General features: G+C 60.1%; 12 protein-coding genes. 9 read left to right on the top strand and 3 right to left on the bottom strand.

The window, feature by feature from the left end; genetic code table 11:
• Nucleotides 1–47: 47 nt before the first annotated feature.
• Nucleotides 48–1,379: a TRZ/ATZ family hydrolase gene (locus ACLEJQ_RS13320; RefSeq protein ID WP_440795646.1), complete on the bottom strand. Its 1,332-nt coding sequence runs from the start codon at nt 1,377–1,379 to the stop codon at nt 48–50.
• A gap of 106 nt (nt 1,380–1,485) precedes the next feature.
• Here ACLEJQ_RS13320 and mtnA point away from each other — a divergent pair, with 106 nt between their 5' ends.
• The 9 genes from mtnA to ACLEJQ_RS13275 all read left to right on the top strand — a co-directional run bounded on the left by mtnA (nt 1,486) and on the right by ACLEJQ_RS13275 (nt 14,463).
• On the top strand, nt 1,486–2,562 hold the full coding sequence (mtnA, locus tag ACLEJQ_RS13315; protein ID WP_440795644.1) for an S-methyl-5-thioribose-1-phosphate isomerase: 1,077 nt from the start codon (nt 1,486–1,488) through the stop codon (nt 2,560–2,562).
• Nucleotides 2,563–3,005: 443 nt separating this feature from the next.
• On the top strand, nt 3,006–5,672 hold the full coding sequence (gyrA, locus tag ACLEJQ_RS13310) for a DNA gyrase subunit A (protein WP_440795642.1): 2,667 nt from the start codon (nt 3,006–3,008) through the stop codon (nt 5,670–5,672).
• 286 nt (nt 5,673–5,958) lie between these two features.
• Complete coding sequence (serC, locus tag ACLEJQ_RS13305) at nt 5,959–7,044, top strand: 3-phosphoserine/phosphohydroxythreonine transaminase (protein ID WP_440795641.1); 1,086 nt, start codon at nt 5,959–5,961, stop codon at nt 7,042–7,044.
• Nucleotides 7,044–8,138 carry a prephenate dehydratase gene (gene pheA / locus ACLEJQ_RS13300; RefSeq protein ID WP_024778725.1) on the top strand — a complete coding sequence of 365 codons (1,095 nt, stop codon included), beginning with the start codon at nt 7,044–7,046 and terminating at the stop codon, nt 8,136–8,138. The genes serC and pheA overlap by 1 nt, the downstream gene beginning before the upstream one ends.
• Before the next feature lie 13 nt (nt 8,139–8,151).
• Nucleotides 8,152–9,264, top strand: coding sequence for a histidinol-phosphate transaminase (gene hisC, locus ACLEJQ_RS13295; protein ID WP_440795638.1), 1,113 nt, complete (start codon nt 8,152–8,154; stop codon nt 9,262–9,264).
• Nucleotides 9,265–9,292: 28 nt separating this feature from the next.
• The gene (locus ACLEJQ_RS13290) at nt 9,293–11,500 is read left to right on the top strand and encodes a bifunctional prephenate dehydrogenase/3-phosphoshikimate 1-carboxyvinyltransferase (protein ID WP_440795837.1); all 2,208 of its coding nucleotides are present in this window, start codon (nt 9,293–9,295) and stop codon (nt 11,498–11,500) included.
• Nucleotides 11,497–12,186, top strand: coding sequence for a (d)CMP kinase (gene cmk, locus ACLEJQ_RS13285; RefSeq protein ID WP_014337227.1), 690 nt, complete (start codon nt 11,497–11,499; stop codon nt 12,184–12,186). The genes ACLEJQ_RS13290 and cmk overlap by 4 nt, the downstream gene beginning before the upstream one ends.
• Nucleotides 12,187–12,306: 120 nt before the next feature.
• Nucleotides 12,307–14,001: a 30S ribosomal protein S1 gene (gene rpsA / locus ACLEJQ_RS13280; RefSeq protein ID WP_440795636.1), complete on the top strand. Its 1,695-nt coding sequence runs from the start codon at nt 12,307–12,309 to the stop codon at nt 13,999–14,001.
• Between the two features lie 183 nt (nt 14,002–14,184).
• Nucleotides 14,185–14,463 (top strand): hypothetical protein, encoded by a 279-nt coding sequence (locus tag ACLEJQ_RS13275; protein WP_440795634.1) that lies wholly within the window; start codon nt 14,185–14,187, stop codon nt 14,461–14,463.
• A gap of 73 nt (nt 14,464–14,536) precedes the next feature.
• Here the strand turns inward: ACLEJQ_RS13275 and ACLEJQ_RS13270 are convergent, their stop codons facing one another.
• Both ACLEJQ_RS13270 and ACLEJQ_RS13265 read right to left on the bottom strand, forming a co-directional pair.
• Nucleotides 14,537–15,547 carry an NAD-dependent epimerase gene (locus ACLEJQ_RS13270; RefSeq protein ID WP_440795632.1) on the bottom strand — a complete coding sequence of 337 codons (1,011 nt, stop codon included), beginning with the start codon at nt 15,545–15,547 and terminating at the stop codon, nt 14,537–14,539.
• Complete coding sequence (locus ACLEJQ_RS13265; protein WP_440795630.1) at nt 15,544–16,896, bottom strand: UDP-glucose dehydrogenase family protein; 1,353 nt, start codon at nt 16,894–16,896, stop codon at nt 15,544–15,546. Before ACLEJQ_RS13265 ends, ACLEJQ_RS13270 begins: the two co-directional genes overlap by 4 nt.

Raw genomic sequence — 16,896 nt, 5'->3', positions numbered from 1 at the left:
AAAAACTTGGAAATTCAGTTGCCCCGAGCCGTGGCTCGAGGGGCGGGTTATTCGTTGCGGCCGCTGATACGGCGGCCCCAGGCCTGGGCCGTGGCGGTCAATTGCGTTTCGTCCTGGCGTGTCAGCCGGCCATCCTCGAGCAACGGCTTGCCGCCTACCCAAAGGTGTTTCACGCAGTCGCGGCCGCTGGCGTAAATCAGCTGTGACACCGGGTCGTAGACCGGCTGCTGCGCCAGCCCCGACAGATCGAAGGCCACCAGGTCGGCGGCTTTGCCGACTTCCAGCGAGCCGACCGTGGCTTCGATACCCAGGGCTCGGGCGCCATTGAGCGTGGCCATGCGCAGCGCCCGATGAGCGTCCAGGGCCGAGGCCGATCCCGCCACAGCCTTGGCCAGTAGGGCGGCGGTGCGGGTTTCACCCAGCAGGTCGAGGTCGTTGTTGCTCGCCGCGCCGTCGGTGCCGATCGCCACATTGACCCCGGCCTGCCATAGACGCTCCACCGGACAGAAACCGCTGGCCAGCTTGAGGTTCGATTCCGGGCAATGGATCACACTGCAGTTGCTTTCTACCAGCAAGGCCTGGTCTTCATCACTGATTTGCGTCATGTGCACCGCCTGGAAGCGCGGCCCCAGCAAGCCCAGTCGGCCCAGGCGCGCCATCGGTCGCTCACCGGTCTGGTCCACGGCCTGCTGCACTTCGAAGGCGGTTTCGTGGACATGCATGTGAATCGGGGCGTCCAGCTCCTCGGCGATCACGCGGATTTTCTCCAGGTTGCCATCGTCCACGGTGTACGGCGCATGCGGGCCGAATGCGACTTTGATCCGTGGATGATGCTTGAGGTCGCCGAACAACTCGATGCCCTGACGAATGGCTTCGTCAGCGTTGGCTGCACCTGGGATCGGAAAGTCGAGGATCGGGATCGCGATCTGCGCGCGTATACCGCTGTCGTGGACGCATTCGCTGGCGACCTTGGGGAAGAAATACATGTCAGAAAAACAGGTGATGCCGCCCTTGATCTGCTCGGCGATCGCCAGGTCGGTGCCGTCGCGCACGAATGTCTCGTCGACCCATTTGGCCTCGGCCGGCCAGATGTGCTGTTCGAGCCAGGTCATCAAGGGCAGGTCGTCGGCCAGCCCGCGGAACAGGGTCATTGCAGCATGCCCATGGGCGTTGACCAGGCCCGGGCTGAGCAGCATGCCGGGCAGTTCGCGGACCTGGGCTGCGTCACACTTGAGGGCTTCGGCCCGTGGGCCGATGAACACGATGCAACCGTCACGGACGCCCAGGCCATGATCCTTGAGCACGACACCGGCGGGTTCGACAGGCACCAACCAGGTCGGCAGCAATAATAAGTCGAGCGCAACGGCAGGCTTGGGCATCGTGGAAGGGTTCCATGGGGTATAAAGGATGGCGAAGTATACCCGAGCGTCTTCCCGGAGGGCTCGCTATAATCGGCGGCTTTTGTTCATGAGTGCGGAGTGAAGGATGCGCGACCGACTGTTGGCTGCGGAGAAAGTGAAAGCCATCGATTGGCGGGACGGCACCCTGTACCTGCTGGATCGGCGCGTGTTGCCGTTCGAGCAGAACTGGATCGCCTGCACCAGCGCGGCCGATGTGGCCGAGGCGATTCGCTCCCGGGCAGTGCGCGGCGCGCCGGCCGTGGGCATCAGTGCGGCCTATGCCGTGGTGCTGGCGGCGCGCGCCCGAGCCGCACAGGGCGATGACTGGCAAACGGCGCTGGAAGCCGACTTTACGCTATTGGCCGACGCCCGGCCGACGGCTGCGAACCTGGCCTGGGTACTGGAGCGGATGCGCGACCGCATCGGGCGCTTGAAAGAACATGTCGAGCCGCTGACAGTGCTTGAAGCCGAAGCCATCGCGATCCATGAAAGCGATCGCGAAGCCAACCTGACCATGGCCCAGCTCGGCGTCGACCTGATCCGCAAGCATCAGGGCAACGCCCAGGCCATCCTGACCCACGGCAACACCGGCGCGCTGGTCACCGGTGGCTTCGGTACGGCCCTGGGGGTCATTCGCGGTGCGTTCAGCGAAGGCATGGTCGAGCGCGTCTATGCCGACGAAACCCGACCGGGACTGCAAGGCTCGCGCCTGACTGCGTGGGAGCTCGCCGGCGAGGGCATTCCAGTGACCCTCAACGCTGACGCTGCGGCGGCCCACATCATGAAAACCAAGGGGGTGACCTGGGTTATCGTCGGTGCTGATCGCATTGCGGCCAACGGCGACGTGGTCAACCGGATCGGTACGTATCAACTGGCGGTCTGTGCCATGCACCACGGCGTGCGCTTCATGGTCGTGGCGCCGAGTGCCACCTTCGACCTGGACCTGGCCAGCGGCGAAGACCTGGCAATCACGGAGCGCGACGGGCGCGAACTGCTCAAGGTGGGCGGCCAGTCCCTGGACGCGGACGTAGAGGCCTTCGATCCGGTGTTCGACGTCACCCCGGCGGACCTGATCGATGTCATCGTCACCGAGAAGGGCATCATCGAGCGTCCTGATACGGCGAAGATTGCTCAATTGATGTGCCGCAAGCGGCTGCATTGAGGCAGCTGGCGTCAGATATATCGCAATCGCGAGCAGGCTCGCTCCCACATCGGGCGATGGTGCGCACGAAATTTCACGCACATGCAGCGCGCTGTGGAAGCGTGCCTGCTCGCGATGAGGCCCTTACAGGCAACAAATCACCGGAATTTACCCCCGGATTCTGCACCCGCAACCCCTCTAAGCCCCTCTGACCGCATATCAGCCTGTCACCGGTCAACTAACTACGCACCATGCGCATCTGGGGGATAGGTGCGTGGCGGCTCTTGTGATAACATCCGGCGGTTTCCAGGGCTGCCTCGCGAGGTGGCCTTTACTGCGCAGATCCATGGCATAACTCGTTGATTTGTCGTAAGTCGCTGCACGGCACCTGTCCTGCAGCGGCGAGCTTCGTTCGTCCTGTCTGGATGTGCGAGGTTTCACCAGAAAAAGGAATCAGGCTTCTCATGGGCGAACTGGCCAAAGAAATCCTCCCGGTCAATATCGAAGACGAGCTGAAACAGTCCTACCTCGACTACGCGATGAGCGTGATCGTCGGGCGAGCGCTGCCCGATGCGCGCGATGGCTTGAAGCCCGTGCACCGGCGCGTGCTGTTCGCGATGAGCGAGCTGGGCAACGACTTCAACAAGCCGTACAAGAAATCCGCCCGTGTCGTCGGTGACGTGATCGGTAAGTATCACCCCCACGGCGACACTGCCGTGTACGACACCATCGTTCGGATGGCGCAGCCGTTCTCGCTGCGCTACCTGCTGGTAGACGGCCAGGGCAACTTCGGTTCGGTAGACGGCGACAACGCCGCGGCCATGCGATACACCGAAGTGCGCATGACCAAGCTGGCCCACGAGTTGCTGGCCGACCTGCACAAGGAAACCGTGGACTGGGTGCCGAACTACGACGGCACCGAAATGATCCCGGCGGTCATGCCGACCCGTATTCCCAATCTGCTGGTCAACGGTTCCAGCGGTATCGCCGTCGGCATGGCGACCAACATCCCGCCGCACAACCTCGGTGAAGTCATCGACGGTTGCCTGGCCCTCATCGACAATCCCGAGCTGACCGTCGATGAGCTGATGCAGTACATCCCCGGCCCGGACTTCCCGACCGCCGCGATCATCAACGGTCGCGCCGGCATCATCGAAGCCTACCGCACCGGCCGTGGCCGCATTTACATGCGTGCGCGTTCGACCGTGGAAGACATCGACAAAGTCGGTGGTCGCCAGCAGATCGTCATCACCGAACTCCCTTACCAGTTGAACAAGGCTCGTCTGATCGAAAAGATCGCCGAGCTGGTAAAAGAGAAGAAGCTCGAAGGCATCACCGAACTGCGCGACGAGTCCGACAAGGACGGCATGCGCGTGGTGATCGAGCTGCGTCGTGGCGAGGTGCCTGAGGTGATCCTCAACAACCTCTATGCCCAGACCCAGCTGCAAAGCGTGTTCGGCATCAACATCGTGGCGTTGATCGACGGTCGTCCGCGGATCCTGAACCTCAAGGACCTGCTGGAAGCCTTCGTTCGTCACCGTCGCGAAGTCGTCACTCGCCGCACCGTGTTCGAGCTGCGCAAGGCCCGTGAGCGGGGTCATATCCTCGAAGGCCAGGCCGTTGCCCTGTCGAACATCGACCCGGTGATTGCCCTGATCAAGGCCTCGCCAACCCCGTCGGAAGCCAAGGAAGCACTGGTCAGCACGCCTTGGGAGTCCAGTGCGGTGATGACCATGGTCGAGCGCGCCGGCGCCGACTCGTGCTGTCCTGAGAACCTCGATCCACAATACGGGCTGCGTGATGGCAAGTATTTCCTGTCCCCGGAACAGGCCCAGGCCATCCTGGAACTGCGCCTGCACCGCCTGACCGGCCTGGAGCACGAGAAGCTGCTGGCCGAGTACCAGGAGATCCTCAACCAGATCGGCGAGCTGATCCGTATCCTCAACAGCGCCACTCGCTTGATGGAAGTGATCCGCGAAGAGCTGGAAGTGATCCGCGCCGAGTATGGCGACGTGCGTCGCACCGAGATCCTCGATGCGCGCCTGGACCTGACCCTGGGTGACATGATCCCGGAAGAAGACCGCGTGGTGACCATTTCCCACGGCGGCTACGCCAAGACCCAGCCGCTTGCCGCCTACCAGGCCCAGCGTCGCGGCGGCAAGGGCAAGTCGGCGACCGGCGTCAAGGACGAGGACTACATCGCCCACTTGCTGGTCGCCAACAGCCATACCACGCTGTTGCTGTTCTCCAGCAAGGGCAAGGTGTACTGGCTCAAGACCTACGAGATCCCCGAGGCGTCCCGTGCTGCCCGTGGTCGTCCGCTGGTCAACCTGCTGCCGCTGGACGACGGTGAGTACATCACTACCATGTTGCCGGTGGAGGAATACACCGAAGGTCACTACATCTTCATGGCCACCGCCAACGGCACCGTGAAGAAAACCCCGCTGGAATCCTTCAGCCGCCAGCGCAGCGTGGGCCTGATCGCCCTGGAGCTGGACGAAGGCGACGTGCTGATTTCCGCTGCCATCACCGACGGCGAGCGTGAAGTCATGCTGTTCTCCGACGGTGGCAAGGTGACTCGCTTCAAGGAATCCGACGTTCGCGCCATGGGCCGTACCGCTCGCGGTGTGCGTGGCATGCGCCTGCCAGAAGGGCAGAAGCTGATTTCCATGCTGATCCCCGAAGAAGGCAGCCAGATCCTTACCGCATCCGAGCGTGGCTACGGTAAGCGCACCGCCATCAGTGAGTTCCCGGAGTACAAGCGTGGCGGCCAGGGCGTGATCGCCATGGTCAGCAACGAGCGTAACGGCCGTCTGGTTGGCGCCGTTCAGGTGCTTGATGGCGAGGAGATCATGCTGATTTCCGATCAGGGCACACTGGTGCGTACGCGGGTCGACGAGGTGTCGAGCCTGGGCCGTAACACCCAGGGTGTGACGCTGATCAAGCTGGCCAGCGATGAAACGCTGGTAGGGCTGGAGCGGGTCCAGGAACCGTCGGAAGTCGAAGGCGGGGAGCTGGAGGGCGAAGAAGGGGAGGCATTCGACGGTACCCTCGGTGCCGGTGCGGACGACCTAGCCGGCGACGAGCCTTCGCTCGACGCTGCCGCAGACGAAGAAGAACCGCAGGCGTAAGCGGACACGCAGGGGGGCGGATGAAGATTCGCCCCCTTGTTGTTTGTCCCTTTTGAAAATTTGCGACACTGCACCTTCCCTTATGTGGGAGCCAATACTGCTCATCTGAGGGGGGCTGAATCATTGTGGCGAGGGAGCTTGCTCCCGCTGGGCTGTGTAGCAGCCTTTTGTGAGCGCTTCGCACTCAAGCGGGAGCAAGCTCCCTCGCCACGGATTCAGTTCTTCCCTTGGGGCAGTGGTGTTGAATGAAGATTTATGTGACCACCAGATCAGAGCGAGATTGGATGTGAGCAAGAGAGCCTATAACTTCTGTGCCGGCCCGGCGGCGCTTCCTGAAGCGGTCTTGAAGCGTGCCCAGGGTGAACTTCTCGACTGGCAGGGCAAGGGCCTGTCCGTGATGGAAATGAGCCATCGCAGCGACGAGTTCGTGTCCATCGCCACCAAGGCCGAGCAGGACCTGCGTGATCTGCTGAACATCCCGTCCGATTACAAGGTGCTGTTCCTGCAGGGCGGCGCCAGCCAGCAGTTTGCCCAGGTTCCGCTGAACCTGCTGCCGGAAAACGGCCACGCCGACTACATCGACACCGGCATTTGGTCGCAGAAAGCCATCGAGGAAGCCTCGCGCTACGGTCGCGTCAATGTTGCCGGCACTGCCAAGCCCTATGACTATTTCGCCATTCCCGGCCAGAACGAATGGAACCTGTCCAAGGACGCGGCCTACGTTCACTACGCACCGAACGAAACCATCGGCGGCCTGGAATTCAACTGGATCCCGGAAACCGGCGACGTACCGCTGGTGGCCGACATGTCCTCGGACATTCTCTCGCGCCCTGTGGATATCTCCCGTTTCGGCATGATCTACGCCGGTGCGCAGAAAAACATCGGCCCGAGCGGCATCCTGGTCAGCATCATCCGTGAAGACCTGCTGGGGCGTGCCCGTTCGCTGTGCCCGACCATGCTCAACTACAAGGTCGCGGCCGATAACGGCTCGATGTACAACACCCCGCCGACCCTGGCCTGGTACCTGTCGGGCCTGGTGTTCGAATGGCTCAAGGAGCAAGGCGGCGTCGAGGCCATCGGCAAGCTCAACGAAGTGAAGCAGCGCACGCTGTATGACTTCATCGATGCCAGCGGCCTCTACAGCAACCCGATCAACAAGGCCGACCGTTCCTGGATGAACGTACCGTTCCGCCTGGCCGACGACCGTCTGGACAAGCCATTCCTGGCCGGTGCCGACGAGCGCGGGCTGCTGAACCTCAAGGGCCATCGTTCGGTCGGCGGCATGCGCGCCTCCATCTACAACGCCGTGGACATCAATGCGGTCAACGCGCTGATTGCCTACATGGCAGAGTTCGAGAAGGAACATGGCTGATGTCTGAGCAAGAACTCAAGGCGCTGCGCCTGCGCATCGACGCCCTGGACGAAAAGGTTCTGGAACTGATCAGCGAGCGCGCGCGCTGCGCCCAGGAAGTTGCGCGGGTGAAGATGGCCTCCCTGGCCGAGGGCGAAGTGCCGGTCTTCTATCGTCCCGAGCGCGAGGCGCAGGTGCTCAAACGCGTCATGGAGCGCAACAAGGGCCCGCTGAGCAACGAAGAGATGGCGCGGTTGTTCCGCGAGGTCATGTCCTCGTGCCTGGCCCTTGAGCAGCCACTGAAAGTCGCTTACCTGGGGCCCGAGGGTACCTTTACCCAGGCTGCCGCCATGAAGCACTTCGGTCACGCCGTGATCAGTAAGCCGATGGCGGCCATCGACGAAGTCTTCCGCGAAGTGGCGGCAGGCGCGGTGAATTTTGGCGTCGTGCCGGTGGAAAACTCCACCGAAGGCGCGGTCAACCACACGTTGGACAGCTTCCTCGAGCACGACATGGTGATCTGTGGCGAAGTCGAGCTGCGGATCCACCATCACCTGCTCGTGGGCGAAAACACCAAGACCGATAGCATCAGCCGCATCTACTCCCACGCCCAGTCCCTGGCGCAGTGCCGCAAGTGGCTGGACGCGCATTACCCGAATGTCGAGCGCGTGGCGGTGTCGAGCAACGCCGAGGCGGCCAAGCGGGTCAAGGGCGAGTGGAACTCGGCCGCGATTGCCGGCGATATGGCAGCCGGTCTCTACGGACTGACGCGCCTGGCAGAAAAAATCGAGGACCGTCCGGACAATTCCACGCGGTTCCTGATGATCGGCAACCAGGAGGTGCCGCCGACCGGCGACGACAAGACCTCGATCATCGTTTCCATGAGCAACAAGCCTGGCGCGCTGCATGAATTGCTGGTGCCGTTTCACGACAACGGTATCGACCTGACCCGGATCGAGACGCGTCCGTCGCGCAGCGGTAAGTGGACCTACGTGTTCTTCATCGATTTCGTCGGCCACCACCGCGATCCGCTGGTCAAGGGGGTGTTGGAGAAAATCAGTCAGGAAGCCGTGGCACTCAAGGTGCTGGGTTCCTACCCCAAGGCAGTTCTTTAAGGGCGGATAGCAAATGAGTGGCAATTTCCTCGCCCTGGCACAGCCAGGCGTACAACAACTCTCGCCCTACGTTCCGGGCAAGCCGGTGGACGAACTGGCACGAGAACTGGACCTGGACCCGGCGAGCATCGTCAAGCTGGCGAGCAACGAAAACCCATTGGGCGCGAGCCCCAAGGCGCTGGAAGCGATTCGCGATGCCGTGGCCGAGCTGACCCGCTATCCCGACGGCAACGGCTTTGCCTTGAAAAGCCTGCTGGCCGAGCGCTGTGGTGTCGAGTTGAACCAGGTGACGTTGGGCAATGGCTCCAACGATGTCCTTGAGCTGGTGGCGCGTGCCTACCTGGCGCCGGGTCTCAACGCCGTGTTCAGCGAGCATGCGTTCGCGGTCTATCCGATCGCCACTCAGGCCGTCGGCGCCGACGCCCATGTAGTCCCGGCCAGGGACTGGGGACATGATCTGCCGGCCATGCTCGCCGCCATCGATGCCAACACCCGTGTGGTGTTCATCGCCAACCCGAACAACCCGACCGGCACCTGGTTCGACGCCCAGGCTCTGGACGACTTCCTGCAGGATGTGCCCGAGCACGTGCTGGTGGTGTTGGACGAGGCCTATATCGAGTACGCCGAGGGAAGCGACTTGCCTGACGGCCTGGATTTCCTCGCGGCCTATCCGAACCTGCTGGTCTCGCGCACCTTCTCCAAGGCCTATGGCCTGGCGTCGCTGCGGGTCGGCTACGGCCTGTCCACGCCGGTGGTGGCTGACGTGCTGAACCGCGTACGTCAGCCATTCAACGTCAACAGCCTGGCCCTGGCCGCAGCCTGTGCCGCGTTGCAGGATGACGCCTACCTGGCCGAAAGCCGGCGCTTGAACGAGGCGGGCATGCAGCAACTGGAAGCCGGATTCCGTGAGCTGGGCCTGGGTTGGATTCCATCCAAAGGCAATTTCATCTGCGTCGACCTCGACCGTGTCGCGGCACCGGTTTTCCAGGGCTTGCTGCGTGAAGGTGTGATCGTGCGTCCGGTGGCCAACTACGGCATGCCGAATCACCTGCGCATCACCATCGGCTTGCCGGCGGAAAACCGCCGTTTCCTTGAGGCGTTGAGCAAGGTCCTGGCACGTGGTTGATGTCACTTCACTGCAACCTGCTGCACCTATGATCGGTCGCCTGGTGGTGGTCGGCCTGGGGTTGATCGGCGGTTCGTTTGCCAAGGGGCTGCGTGAAAGCGGCCTGTGTCGTGAGGTGGTCGGTGTCGACCTGGACCCGCAGTCGCGTAAGCTGGCGGTGGAGCTGGGGGTAGTGGATCGTTGCGAGGACGATCTGGCGGTCGCTTGCCAGGGTGCGGACGTGATCCAGCTGGCGGTGCCGATCCTGGCCATGGAAAAGCTGCTGGCACGGCTGGCGACCCTGGATCTGGAGCGCACCATCCTGACGGATGTCGGCAGCGCCAAGGGCAATGTCGTGCGCGCGGCTGCCGAGGCTTTCGGCGCGATGCCGGCGCGTTTCGTACCCGGTCATCCGATTGCCGGTTCCGAGCAGAGTGGGGTAGAGGCCTCCAACGCCGAACTGTTTCGTCGCCACAAAGTGATACTGACACCGTTGGAACAGACCGATCCGGCTGCGCTGGCGGTAGTGGACCGCCTGTGGCGCGAGCTGGGAGCCGATGTAGAGCACATGCAGGTCGAGCGTCACGACGAAGTATTGGCCGCCACCAGCCATTTGCCGCACCTGCTGGCGTTCGGTCTGGTGGATTCATTGGCCAAACGCAATGAAAATCTTGAGATCTTCCGTTACGCTGCCGGCGGTTTCCGCGATTTCACGAGAATCGCCGGGAGCGACCCGGTCATGTGGCACGACATCTTTCTCGCCAACCGCGAAGCTGTCCTGCGCACACTCGATACATTTCGCAGCGACCTCGACGCCTTGCGCGACGCGGTCGATGCAGGGGACGGGCACCAATTGCTGGGCGTTTTCACACGCGCCAGGGTGGCCCGCGAGCATTTCAGTAAAATCCTGGCCCGTCGGGCCTATGTGGACGCTATGAACTCCAACGATCTGATTTTCCTGGCACAACCTGGTGGCTCCCTGAGTGGGCGTATTCGTGTACCGGGCGATAAATCGATTTCCCACCGCTCAATCATGCTTGGCTCGCTGGCTGAAGGCGTGACCGAGGTTGAAGGCTTTCTTGAAGGCGAAGATGCCCTGGCGACGTTGCAAGCGTTTCGCGACATGGGGGTGGTTATCGAAGGGCCACACCACGGCCGCGTGACTATCCATGGTGTCGGCCTGCACGGCCTGAAGCCGGCCCCGGGGCCGATCTACCTGGGCAACTCCGGGACCTCGATGCGTCTGCTTTCCGGCCTGCTGGCTGCGCAGGACTTCGACAGCACCCTGACTGGCGATGCCTCGCTGTCCAAGCGCCCGATGAATCGCGTCGCCAATCCGTTGCGCGAGATGGGCGCGGTCATCGAGACTGCGGCCGAGGGGCGTCCGCCGATGACCATTCGCGGCGGCAACAAACTCAAGGGCCTGACCTACACCATGCCGATGGCCAGTGCCCAGGTGAAATCCTGCCTGCTGCTGGCAGGTCTCTACGCCGAAGGCAAGACCACCGTCACCGAGCCAGCGCCGACCCGCGACCATACCGAGCGGATGTTGCGTGGTTTTGGCTACCCGGTGACAGTCGATGGTGCGACTGCCTCGGTCGAGTCCGGCAGCAAGCTGACTGCGACCCATATCGAAGTGCCGGGCGATATTTCCTCGTCGGCGTTCTTCCTGGTAGCCGCTTCGATTGCCGAAGGCTCTGACCTGGTGCTCGAACACGTGGGTATCAACCCGACCCGTACCGGCGTGATCGACATTCTGCGCCTGATGGGTGCCGACATCACCTTGGAGAATCCGCGTGAAGTGGGTGGCGAACCGGTGGCCGACCTGCACGTACGAGCAGCTAGACTCAAGGGTATCGAGATTCCCGAGGCGCTGGTTCCGTTGGCCATCGATGAATTCCCGGTGCTGTTCGTCGCGGCGGCTTGTGCAGAAGGGCGCACTGTATTGACCGGTGCTGAGGAGCTGCGGGTCAAGGAGTCGGATCGCATCCAGGTGATGGCAGACGGCTTGCTGGCCCTGGGCGTGAAGTGCCAGCCCACACCGGATGGCATCATCATCGACGGTGGCCAGATCGGCGGCGGCGAAGTTCATGGTCATGGCGACCATCGCATTGCCATGGCCTTCAGTGTTGCGTCCTTGCGCGCCAGTGCATCGATTCGCATCCATGACTGCGCCAACGTCGCAACGTCGTTCCCGAACTTCCTGGCGTTGTGCGCGCAGGTCGGAATCCGAGTAGCACAAGAGGCACAGTCGTGAACATCAAGGCACCGGTCATCACCATCGATGGCCCAAGTGGTTCGGGCAAGGGCACCGTCGCTGGTATCCTCGCCAGGCAGTTGGGCTGGAACCTGCTCGATTCGGGTGCCTTGTATCGTCTGTTGGCATTCGCTGCCGCCAACCACGGCGTCGACCTGACCAACGAAGAGTTGCTCAAGGCATTGGCCGCGCATCTGGATGTCCAGTTCATCGCAGCCACTGACGGCCAGTTGCAGCGCATTATCCTGGAAGGCGACGAAGTCAGCGATGTCATTCGTACCGAAAGCGTGGGTGCCGGTGCTTCCCAGGTGGCTGCGCTACCGGCGGTGCGCGAAGCGCTGCTGCAACGCCAGCGCGCATTCCAGGAGCCGCCAGGGCTGGTTGCCGACGGTCGCGACATGGGCACCGTGGTATTTCCCGATGCGCCATTGAAGATTTTCCTCACCGCCAGCGCGGAAGAGCGGGCGCGTCGCCGCTATTTGCAGTTGAAGGGCAAAGGCGAGGATGTTAGTCTGTCGAGTCTGCTAGATGAGATCCGTGCACGCGACGAGCGTGATACCCAGCGCGCAGTAGCCCCGCTAAAGCCGGCGGCCGATGCGATACAGCTGGATTCCACGGAGTTGTCCATCGACCAGGTGTTGCAACGCATCATGAGCGAGATCGCCATTCGCGATATCGCCGGGTGACCAGGAAGCTCCGCAGGGGACCAGTCATAGTCCTGCGGTGCTTCTTTTATATGAAACTAACCCATACCGTCTGGGGTATGGAGCCGGGCGTATTCTTCGCCCCAATCAACAGGAATTAAAATGAGCGAAAGCTTTGCGGAACTCTTTGAAGAAAGCTTGAAAACCCTGAACCTTCAGGCAGGCTCCATCATCACCGGCGTTATCGTTGATATCGATTACCAGTCTGGCTGGGTAACCGTTCACGCTGGTCTGAAGTCTGAAGCACTGATCCCGCTTGAGCAGTTCTACAACGATGCTGGCGAACTGAACATCAACGTGGGTGACGAAGTTCACGTTGCGCTGGACTCGGTTGAAGATGGCTTCGGTGAAACCAAGCTGTCCCGTGAAAAAGCCAAGCGCGCTGAATGCTGGATCGTTCTGGAAGCAGCCTTCGCAGCCGAGGAAGTGGTCAAGGGCGTTATCAACGGTAAGGTTAAAGGCGGCTTCACTGTCGACGTTAACGGCATCCGTGCGTTCCTGCCAGGTTCCCTGGTTGACGTCCGTCCAGTGCGCGACACCACGCACCTGGAAGGCAAAGAGCTGGAATTCAAGGTCATCAAGCTGGACCAGAAGCGCAACAACGTTGTCGTTTCCCGTCGCAGTGTCCTGGAAGCCGAGAACTCCGCCGAGCGCGAAGCTCTGCTGGAATCGCTGCAGGAAGGCCAACAGGTCAAGGGTATCGTCAAGAACCTCACCGATTACGGCGCATTCGTCGATCTGGGTGGCGTCGATGGCCTGCTGCACATCACCGACATGGCCTGGAAGCGTATCAAGCATCCTTCGGAAATCGTCAACGTTGGCGACGAGATCGATGTCAAGGTTCTGAAGTACGATCGCGAGCGCAACCGTGTTTCCCTGGGCCTCAAGCAACTGGGCGAAGACCCATGGGTTGCTATCAAAGCCCGTTACCCAGAAGGCACTCGCGTCACCGCTCGTGTGACCAACCTCACCGACTACGGCTGCTTCGCTGAGCTGGAAGAAGGCGTTGAAGGTCTGGTACACGTTTCCGAAATGGACTGGACCAACAAGAACATCCACCCTTCGAAAGTCGTACAAGTCGGCGACGAAGTGGAAGTCATGGTTCTGGACATCGACGAAGAGCGTCGTCGTATCTCCCTGGGCATCAAGCAGTGCAAGTCCAACCCATGGGAAGACTTCTCTGGCCAGTTCAACAAGGGCGACAAGATCTCCGGCACCATCAAGTCGATCACCGATTTCGGTATCTTCATTGGTCTGGATGGCGGCATCGACGGCCTGGTTCACCTGTCCGACATCTCCTGGAACGAAGTGGGCGAAGAAGCCGTACGTCGTTTCAAGAAGGGCGACGAGCTGGACACCGTTATCCTGTCGGTTGACCCAGAGCGCGAGCGCATCTCCCTGGGTATCAAGCAACTGGAAAGCGATCCGTTCTCCGAGTACGTTCAAGAGAACGACAAAGGCGCAATCGTTAAGGGTATCGTGAAAGAAGTTGACGCCAAAGGCGCCATCATCACCCTGGCCGACGATATCGAAGCGACTCTGAAAGCCTCCGAAATCAGCCGTGACCGCGTTGAAGACGCGCGCAACGTCCTGAAAGAAGGCGAAGAAGTAGAAGCCAAGATCATCAGCGTTGACCGCAAGAGCCGTGTAATCCAGCTCTCGATCAAGTCGAAAGACGTTGAAGACGAGAAAGAAGCTATCCAAAGCCTGCGCGACAAGCCAGCTTCGGACAGCGTCGCTGCTGGTCCTACCACTCTGGGCGACCTGCTGCGTGCACAAATGGAAAAGCAGAACTGAGTTCTGTTGGGCCACAAAAAAGGGCGACTTCGGTCGCCCTTTTTTGTGGGCGTGATTTGTCTGAATCGCTGCCTTGAGCGCTCGCCATGAACCAACACCTCGTCCAAGCTGTCTTTGATTAAGCAGATGGTGCGTATAACCAGTTAGGCTTGAGTTAGCCTATTGGCCCACTAGAGGGATTCGATGAACAGGCTTTTTCTTGTGCTGGCTGTATTGACGCTGGCAGGTTGCTCCACAAGCGCAAAGACTCATGCTGTGCGCGGCGTCAGCGGCATCGAGATCGACTGCTCAGGACTCGGCTCTGGCTGGGAGAAGTGCAACAAGCGGGCTGCGAAGGAGTGCAAGGGAGCAGGCTATAAAGTCATTACCCGTTCTGACGAGGCCAAAGATGAGGACCAGTACCCCTTCGGTTTCAATCCGGCAGGTTATCTGACTCGTACAATGTTGGTCATGTGTCGATAGCTTCAACGCTTCATTTGATCGGGAGTCCTGAACAGGGCATTAACCTGTTCAGGATCTGCGAAGGGGCTGGGAGTCACCCGACGACGTAGAATTTCTTGTACCAATCCACGAATTGGCCGATGCCGCCCTCTATTGACGTGCTGGGAGCGTAGCCAGTATCAATCCTTAATTGCTCGACATCCGCGAATGTATGCTCAACGTCCCCTGGCTGTAAGGGGAGAAGCTCTTTCTGTGTGGTTTTGCCCAATGCATCTTCGATATGGCTGATGTAGGTAAGCAATTCAACAGGTTGGCTGTTTCCAATATTATAGATTTTCCATGGCGCACGGCTGGAAGCTGGATCGGGTGCCAGTCCAGACCATTCGGGGTTTGGGGCCGCTATATGATCGAGAACCTGTACTACACCTTTAACGATATCGTCGATATAAGTAAAGTCGCGACGGTGTTTTCCATAGTTGAAAATCTTTAAGGGTTTGCCTTCCAATATCGCCCTGACAAACAGGAATGGCGACATATCAGGCCGTCCCCACGGGCCATAGACCGTGAAGAAGCGTAGGCCAGTTGTCGGCAGTCCATAAAGATGACTATAGGAATGGGCCATCAATTCATTGGCTTTTTTAGTTGCCGCGTAAAGTGACACAGGATGGTCTACGTTGTCGTGTACGGCGAACGGCATGCTCTCGTTTGCGCCGTAAACCGAGCTGGATGAGGCATAGACCAAGTGCTTGACTCTACCTTGGCGACAGCCTTCAAGCACGTTCAGGAAGCCGACCAGATTGCTCTCTGCATAGGCATGTGGGTTTTCCAATGAGTAACGAACCCCCGCCTGTGCGGCAAGATGAACGACCTTATCGAAACCTTCTTTGGCAAAAAGAGCAGCCATTGATGCCCGATCGCCAATGTCCATCCGTATGAAGCGAAAGCCCTGGAGCGGAATCAGAAGTGCGAGTCGGGCTTCTTTGAGCGAGACCTCATAATAGTCATTCAGATTATCGATGCCCACGACCTCATCGCCACGGGCTAGCAGCGCCTGGCTGACATGGAAGCCGATAAAGCCGGCTGCTCCCGTCACGAGTACCTTCACTGTGGGATTCCTTGCTGATGTTGGACGTCGCCGCGACCTATTGCGTAATACATGAATCCAGCCTCTTTGGCGGAAATCGGATCGAACAGGTTACGTCCGTCAACCAGAACCGGGAAATTCAGGCAACGCTTGAGCCATTGGAAATCTACGGTACGAAACTGTTTCCATTCGGTACAGATGACCAAGGCATCGGCGCCTGCCAACGCTTGCTCCCGGTTCTCCACCAACTGCAGGTCGCTGCGTGGACCATAAATGCGGGAGGTTTCATCCATCGCAGCAGGGTCAAATGCCTGAACTTTTCCGCCTGCGGCCCAGATTGCTTCCATCAGATTGCGGCTTGGCGCAGCACGCATATCGTCAGTGTTCGGCTTGAATGAAAGGCCCCAGACCGCGATGGTTTTATCCGCTAGATCAGAGTCGAAGGCATGCAGGAGCTTATCGAACAGCACATTCTTCTGACGATTGTTGACCGACTCCACAGCATTGAGCAATTCAGCTTCGTAACCGATTTCGTGTGCAGTGCGCGCCAGCGCTTGAACGTCTTTCGGGAAGCACGAACCGCCATAACCGCAACCAGGGTAGATGAATTGAAAGCCGATCCTCGGGTCCGAGCCAATGCCCAGTCTGACTTGCTCGATATCTGCCCCGAGACGCTCTGCCATCTGCGCAATCTCGTTCATGAAGCTGATTTTTGTCGCAAGCATTGCATTGGCCGCGTATTTGGTGAGTTCGGCAGAGCGCACATCCATGAAGATTAACTTATCGCGGTTGCGACTGTAGGGGGCATAACATTCACGCATAGCCGCCCTGACTTCTTCGCAGTTGGTTCCGACGATGATGCGCGCAGCCTTGGAGAAGTCCTCTATTGCAGAACCTTCCTTAAGGAACTCTGGATTGGAGCAGACAGCGAATTCCAGCTCGATTTGCCTGGCTTTCAATGTTTCGGTGATCGTGTGGGTAACCTTGTCGGCGGTTCCCACCGGAACGGTGGACTTGTTAACGATGATTTTTCGGCTGCTCATATGCTGACCGATGGTCCGGGCGACAGCCAATACATGTTGTAAATCGGCAGAACCATCCTCATTGGGGGGGGTTCCTACGGCAATCATTTGCAACTCGCCGAAGTCGACGCCTTCATTCGGATTCGTCGTGAAGTGCAGCCGGCCCTGTTGCTGATTCTGTTCGAGCAGCGCATCCAGCCCCGGCTCGTAGATCGGGACGATACCGCGCTTGAGACCCTCGATTTTTTCTTTGTCGATATCGACGCACATCACTTCATGGCCGGCATCCGCAAGACAGGCGCCGGTGACAAGACCAACGTAGCCAGTGCCGAATACTGTAACTCTCAT

It is taken from the genome of Pseudomonas sp. SMV71, assembly GCF_052042015.1.
GTDB lineage: Bacteria > Pseudomonadota > Gammaproteobacteria > Pseudomonadales > Pseudomonadaceae > Aquipseudomonas.
This window is presented reverse-complemented; position numbering and strand designations above follow the sequence as displayed.

Bases quoted from the DNA above. Each gene is read 5' to 3' on its own strand.
- ACLEJQ_RS13320 (WP_440795646.1), bottom strand. From the start codon at position 1,379: ATGCCCAAGCCTGCCGTTGCGCTCGACTTATTATTGCTGCCGACCTGG.
- mtnA (WP_440795644.1), top strand. From the start codon at position 1,486: ATGCGCGACCGACTGTTGGCTGCGGAGAAAGTGAAAGCCATCGATTGG.
- gyrA (WP_440795642.1), top strand. From the start codon at position 3,006: ATGGGCGAACTGGCCAAAGAAATCCTCCCGGTCAATATCGAAGACGAG.
- pheA (WP_024778725.1), top strand. From the start codon at position 7,044: ATGTCTGAGCAAGAACTCAAGGCGCTGCGCCTGCGCATCGACGCCCTG.
- hisC (WP_440795638.1), top strand. From the start codon at position 8,152: ATGAGTGGCAATTTCCTCGCCCTGGCACAGCCAGGCGTACAACAACTC.
- ACLEJQ_RS13290 (WP_440795837.1), top strand. From the start codon at position 9,293: ATGATCGGTCGCCTGGTGGTGGTCGGCCTGGGGTTGATCGGCGGTTCG.
- rpsA (WP_440795636.1), top strand. From the start codon at position 12,307: ATGAGCGAAAGCTTTGCGGAACTCTTTGAAGAAAGCTTGAAAACCCTG.
- ACLEJQ_RS13275 (WP_440795634.1), top strand. From the start codon at position 14,185: ATGAACAGGCTTTTTCTTGTGCTGGCTGTATTGACGCTGGCAGGTTGC.
- ACLEJQ_RS13265 (WP_440795630.1), bottom strand. From the start codon at position 16,896: ATGAGAGTTACAGTATTCGGCACTGGCTACGTTGGTCTTGTCACCGGC.